Source organism: Dyella sp., from assembly GCF_036568765.1.
Taxonomy (GTDB): domain Bacteria; phylum Pseudomonadota; class Gammaproteobacteria; order Xanthomonadales; family Rhodanobacteraceae; genus GSA-30.
In genome coordinates this window covers 1-6,729 of record NZ_DATCRY010000086.1, presented here as the reverse complement: position 1 = coordinate 6,729, position 6,729 = coordinate 1, and the positions used below count along the sequence as shown (strand labels likewise).

Here is a 6,729-nt window from a genome sequence, read left to right as displayed (position 1 = left end):
CAGCTATATCGAGGCGCATGGGACGGGTACGAGCCTGGGCGATCCGATCGAGATTGCGGGCCTGAGCAAAGCTTTCGGCCAGTGGACACGCGACCGGCAGTACTGCGCGATCGGTTCGGCCAAGTCGAATATCGGTCATTGCGAAAGCGCGGCCGGTATCGCCGGCGTGACCAAGGTGCTGCTGCAGCTGAAGCACCGGCAATTGGCGCCGAGCCTGCATTCGAGCGTGTTGAATCCGAACATCGATTTCTCCGGTACGCCATTCGTGGTGCAGCAGACGCTGTCGCCCTGGGAACGGCCGAGCCGGGAAGGGCGAAGCTATCCACGCATCGCGGGCATTTCGTCGTTCGGTGCAGGCGGAGCGAATGCGCATGTGGTGATCGAAGAGTACGAGGCGCCAGTGCGGGCGGATGTGCCACGACCGGGGCCGGCCCTGGTGGTGCTGTCGGCGCGCAGCGAAGAGCGCCTGCGCGAGCAGGTCGAACGGTTGCATGCTTTCCTGGTGGCGCGGCAGGGCGACAGCGCATTGCGGCTGGACGATCTGGCCTACACCCTGCAGGTCGGGCGCGAGGCCATGGATGAACGCCTGGGAGTAATGACGAGTTCGCTGGAAGAGTTGCGCCTTGGGCTGGCCGCATATATCGCGGGAGAAACTGGCATGGAGGCGCTGTATCGCGGTCAGGCGAAACGAGGAAAGGAAGCACTCGGCGCGCTGGTCGGCGACGAGGATATGGCTTCTACCGTCGACTCCTGGATCGCCAAGGGCAAACTCGACAAGTTGCTGGATCTCTGGGTGAGGGGACTGTCGATCGATTGGGACAGGCTGTACGGCGAGGCCAAGCCCCACAGAATCAGCTTGCCGACCTATCCCTTCGCGCGCGATCGTTACTGGATCCAGATCGCCGACGAGCGGCCGGCGATGGCATCTGATGCTGTCGTTGCGATGTTGCATCCCTTGTTGCACCGGAATACATCGGATATCCAGGGGCTTCGCTTCAGCACGCGACTGACCGGCAACGAATTCTTCCTGGTCGACCATGTCGTGCAGGCAGCTCGCATCCTGCCGGGTGTCGCCCAGTTGGAAATGGCTTGCTGCGCGGCGCGCGAAGCACTCGGCACGATCACGGGTCTCACGATACGAGACGTCGCATGGGTGCGTCCGATCGTCGTTGGCGAAGACGGGCTCGATCTGCATATTGCTCTGCATGCCGAAGAGACAGGCGAACTGTCATTCGAGATTTATAGCGAGAGTGGCGTTGACGACTTGGCTGTCTATAGCCAGGGTGCCATAGCGCCCCTCGATGAAGCGGTCTCGCCGCAGCATGACCTTGTGGCGTTGCGTGAACGATGCGCTGCGTCTCATATGGTTGCATCGCAATGCTATCCCCTGTTCGAACGTCTGGGCTTGGATTACGGGCCGACGTTCCAGGGGTTGCGCGAAATATTCATCGGGTCTGCGCAGGCGTTGGCCCGGATCGAGCTGCCGGTAGGGGCGCCCACCGAAGGCTACGAGCTGCATCCCAGCCTGCTGGATGCGGCCTTGCAAGCCACGCTAGGCGTGCAAGCGGAAGCGATGACCGGCGATGCGGCAACGCTGATGCTGCCTTTTGCCTTGGGATCGCTGGACGTGCTGCGCCCGTGCGCCCCATCGATGTGGGCATGGGTGCGTCACAGCGCCAACGGCACGGCCGGAGACAAGGCCCGGCAGCTCGATATCGATCTGTGCGATGCCCAGGGACAGGTCTGCGTGCGCTTCAGGCAGTTCAGCTTGCGACAGGCTGCAGCGACGCCCCTTGCGACGCGTGCGACTAAAGCAAGCGCATCGAGCCAAACGTTATTGCTCCAGCCAATGTGGCGTTCGCAGCCTGCAAGCCAGGCGGAGGCTCCCACTTACGCCCAGCACATCGTGCTGCTGGGCGTGGAGGCCGACGACATCGAGCGCCGTATGCCGGACGCTGTCTGCTTGCGACTGCCTGTTCATGGAACGCTGGCAGAACGCTTTACCCAGGCAGCCGGCAGCTTGCTGGGGCAGTTGCAGGCGCTTGGCCGCCTTCCGGGAAGGCATTTGATTCAGGTGGTGGTGCCCGATCGTGGGTTGGGGCTGGCCATGCAGGGCCTCGGCGGCATGTTGCGTACGGCACGGCTGGAAAGTGCGCAGATCAACGGCCAGCTTATCGGTATCGAGCCGGATCAGGACGTCGTAGGAACCTTGCTGGAGAACCGTGGTAACGACGAGCCGCGGGTTCGCTACGTTAACGGGGAACGCCAAGTCGCCACCTGGGTCGAATACACCGCAGCGACCGTTGGGCCTTCGCCATGGAAGCCGCAGGGCGTTTATCTGATTACAGGCGGTGCAGGCGGCCTGGGTCTGATTTTTGCGCGCGAGATTGCGTTGCATGCGCAAAATCCGGTATTGATCCTGACCGGCCGTTCGCCCATGAACGAACGTATCCAGGCCAGTATCCGCGCACTGGAGACGCTCGGTGCCGTCGTGCGCTACCACGCCGTCGATGTTGCCGATGCGGCTGCCCTGACGCAGCTGGTCCAAAGCATTCCGGAAGATTTCGAAAGCCTCAATGGCATTATCCATAGCGCCGGTGTCGTTCGGGACAGCTTCATTGCAAGGAAGACGCCGGAGCAATTGCGTGACGTACTGAGTGCCAAGGTTGCCGGCACGCTCAACCTGGACGAGGCCAGTCGCGATATCCCGCTGGACTGCTTTATCTGTTTCTCTTCCGTCGCAGGGGCGATGGGTAATGTGGGGCAGGCCGACTATGCGGCGGCGAACGCTTTCATGGATGCGTTCGCGCATCACCGCAGCGACCTGGTGAGCAAAGGCCTGCGTCAAGGACGCACCGTATCGGTGAACTGGCCGCTGTGGGAGGAAGGCGGCATGCAGGTCGATGCAGCCACGCGCACCATGCTGGCCCAGCAGTTGGGCATGCAGCCACTCTCCTGCGAAAGCGGCCTGTGGGCCATGCGACAGGCGTTGGCCAGTCCGCTAAGCCAGATGCTTGTCGTAGAGGGCGATCCGACGCGTATTCGAGAGGTATTCCTCGGTGAGCCGCAGGAGGCTGCTGTGGCGCCCGCCGCGCGGATCGGCGTGACCATCGGGGTGCCCGGCCAGAGCGATGCTGCCTTGCCGGAGAAGCTCAGGCGCGCGCTCGTGGCGACGGTGTCTTCGCTGATCAAGGTCAAGCCAGAGGACATCGATGGCGATACGCCTCTGATGGAGTATGGCTTCGATTCGATCACATTGACCGAGTTCAGCAACGCCATGAACCGGCAATACCGGCTGGAGCTGAAGCCGACGATCTTTTTCGAGTATCCGACGCTGGCCGGTCTGGCCGACTATCTGCTGAGCGAGCATGCGATCGTATTGGCGCAACAGTTCGATATGCCGAGTGGCACCGTCGCGGCGACGCCTGCGATAAAGGCGGAGCAGGCGGTCGTATCCGTTCCGGTATCCAATCATCGGCAACGGCAGCGCCCTGCGCGCGGCTGGGGAAGTGGAGCTGCGACCGCGGTCGGTGCTTCCCCCGTTGCATCTCGATTCGATGTGGCGATCGTGGGTTTGTCCGGACGCTATCCCGGTGCCGCCGATGTCCATCAGTTCTGGGACAACCTCGTTGCCGGGCGCAACAGCATTCGCGAAGTGCCGCCAGAGCGCTGGGATAATGGTCTGGTGTTCGAAGCGCAGAAGCAGCGCCCTGGCAAGACCTATAGCAAATGGGCGGGGTTGCTGGACGATGTCGATTGTTTCGACCGACTGTTCTTCAATATCACGCCACAGGAAGCGCAACTGATCAGCCCGCAGGAGCGCCTGTTCATGCAGGAGGTCTACGCGAGCATCGAGGATGCGGGGTACACGCCCGACACCCTGTCTGCAAGCAGGAAGATCGGTACGTTTGTCGGCGTACTGAACGAAAGCTACCCGACAGGAGCGCGTTACTGGTCGATCGCCAATCGCATTTCCTATCTGCTCAATTTCCAGGGCCCAAGCATGGCGGTCGATACCGCCTGTTCGTCGTCGCTGACAGCAGTGCATCTGGCGATCGAGAGCTTGCGCAGCGGCGATAGCGAGGTGGCTATTGCCGGCGGCGTGAACTTGCTGGTGACGCCGGATCATATGATCGGCCTGTCCTCGCTGACGATGCTGTCGAGCGACGATAAGTGCAAGCCGTTCGCTGCCGACGGCGATGGCTTCGTGGACAGCGAAGCTGTCGGTGCCCTCGTGCTCAAGCCGCTGCAACGCGCCATCGAAGATGGCGACCATATCTATGGCGTCATCAAAGGCAGTGCCATCAATTCCGGCGGCAAGACGCACGGCTACATGACGCCCAACCCACTGATGCAGGCGCAACTGGTCAGCAATGCACTGCGGCGCGCCGGTGTCGATGCGCGTGCCATCAGCTACGTCGAGGCGCAGGGCACCGGTAGCCATATGGGAGATTCCATCGAAATTGCCGGTTTGACCCGAGCCTTCCGCGGTTGGACGCAGGATCGGCAGTTCTGTGCCATTGGATCGGTCAAGTCGAATATCGGACATACCGAGAGCGCGAGCGGGTTTGTGGGTATCAGCAAGGTGTTGATGCAGATGAAGCACGGGATGCTGGTGCCAAGCCTGCATGCCGATACGCTGAATCCGAATATCCATTTCGCCGATTCCCCGTTTGTCGTCCAGCAGGTCCTGGCCGACTGGGTGCGTCCCACGGTGGAGATCGACGGCCAGCGGCGCGAAGTTCCTCGGATCGCAGGCATCTCATCGTTCGGTGCAGGTGGCGCGAACGCCCATCTGGTGATCGAGGAATACATCGCGCCGGCCAGTGTGACTCCAGTACGCGAGGATTCCGGTCCGGTCATGGTGATGCTGTCGGCGCGCAACGCGGATCGGTTGCAGGCGCAGGTCCGGCGACTTCTGGCTGCCATTGCACCCGCGCAGGCCTCGGAGCTGTCGCTGGTCGATCTGGCCTATACACTGCAGGTTGGCCGTGAGCCGATGGAAGAGCGGTTGGCCCTGCTGGTCGAATCGCTCGATGATCTGCGGAACAAGCTCGGTGCGTACCTGGCGGAGGGCGCGCATAACGAAAGTATGTATCGCGGCAAGGCCAGGCGCCACACCATGGCGCTGTTCTCCGGCGACGAAGACATGGCCGCCGCCGTCCGTGCCTGGATTGCCAAGGGCAAGTTCGGCAAGCTCCTCGATCTTTGGGTGCAGGGTTTCAATATCGACTGGAGTGCGCTGTATGCCGTTGGCGCCATGCAGCGAGCTCGCCGCATCGGCCTGCCTACCTACCCATTTGCACGAGAGCGCTGCTGGACCGATGTTCCCTATCCGGATGCGCCCGAAGCGCATATCGCGGCAGGCGTGTCTTTGGCTCGTGGTGCAGTGCCGGATCAAGTGGCTAAGACAGTGCGCGAAATCGCCCCTGCGATGGATCGTGAGCAGGTCATGACCAGGATCTGGCAGGACCTGTTCGGGCGTCCGTCCATCGAGAGGGACGATGATTTCTTCGAGCTTGGTGGCCATTCCTTGTTGGCCACGCAGCTTGTGTCCAGGATACAAGCCGAATTCGGTGTCGAGCTGCCGGTAAGTGCCGTGCTCGATGCGCCGACTGTGGCGGCTCTTTCGGCGAGGGTGGTGCCGGTTAAAACAGCACAGGATGTGTCGTCATCGATACCGCGTGCCGGACGGGACGGTCACTTGCCCTTGTCCTTTGCCCAGCAGCGCCTGTGGTTTCTCGACCAGTACGAGTCCAGACGCGAGATATACAACATTCCGGTCACGGTTCAATTGACGGGTCGCCTGGATATTTCGGCGTTGTCGTGTGCGCTCAATGAAATCGTAGGCCGCCACGATGTCTTGCGTACGACGTTCTCGATGGCCGGCGACGAGCCGGTGCAATGCATTGCGGAAACGGTTTCGTTCCATTTTGAAACCATCGACCTGAGTGCCCTGCCTTTGGCGGAGCAGGGTCGGTATGTGCAAGAGCATGTGCAAGAGGAGGCGCGCCTGCCGTTCGATCTGACAACGGGTCCCTTGGTTCGTGGCCGCCTTATTCGCCAAGGCGACGAGCGGCATATCCTGCTATTGACGATGCATCACATCGTTTCGGATGGCTGGTCGATGGGTGTGGTGGGGCGAGAGATCGCCGCCCTCTATCGGGCATCCCTGGAAGGCAGGCCTTCTCCCTTGTCGGAGTTGCCCCTGCAGTACGCCGACTTTGCTCGATGGCAGCGCGAATGGCTGCGCGGCGAGGTGCTGGACCGGCAATTGAACTACTGGAAACAGCAGTTGGCCGGAAGTCCGAGTCTTCTGGCCTTGCCGACAGATCGGCCGCGTCCGGTGCAGTCGAGTCATGCCGGTGCGGTGCTGTCATTTATGCTGCCCTCGACGCTCGTATCCGCCCTGAAGGCGCTCGGCCAGCGTTCGCAAAGCACATTGTTCATGACCCTTTGCGCGGCCTTCAATGTGCTGCTGGCTCGCTACTCGGGACAGACCGACATCTGCGTCGGCACACCCATCGCCAACCGTAACCGCGCAGACATCGAAGGCTTGGTCGGTTTCTTCGTCAACACGCTGGTACTGCGTACCCAGGTGGACCTCGCTCAGGATTTCGGCCAGTTGCTGCGGCAAGTGCGTCAGCACACGCTGGATGCCTATGCTCATCAGGATGTGCCTTTCGAACAGCTGGTGGAGGCGTTGCAGCCAGAACGGCACACCAGCTA

General features: G+C 61.7%; 1 protein-coding gene. It reads left to right on the top strand.

The window, feature by feature from the left end; translation table 11 throughout:
• Positions 1-6,729, top strand: a 6,729-nt coding sequence (locus tag VIM98_RS06625) for an SDR family NAD(P)-dependent oxidoreductase (protein WP_331992312.1), incomplete at both ends; no start/stop codon positions are given.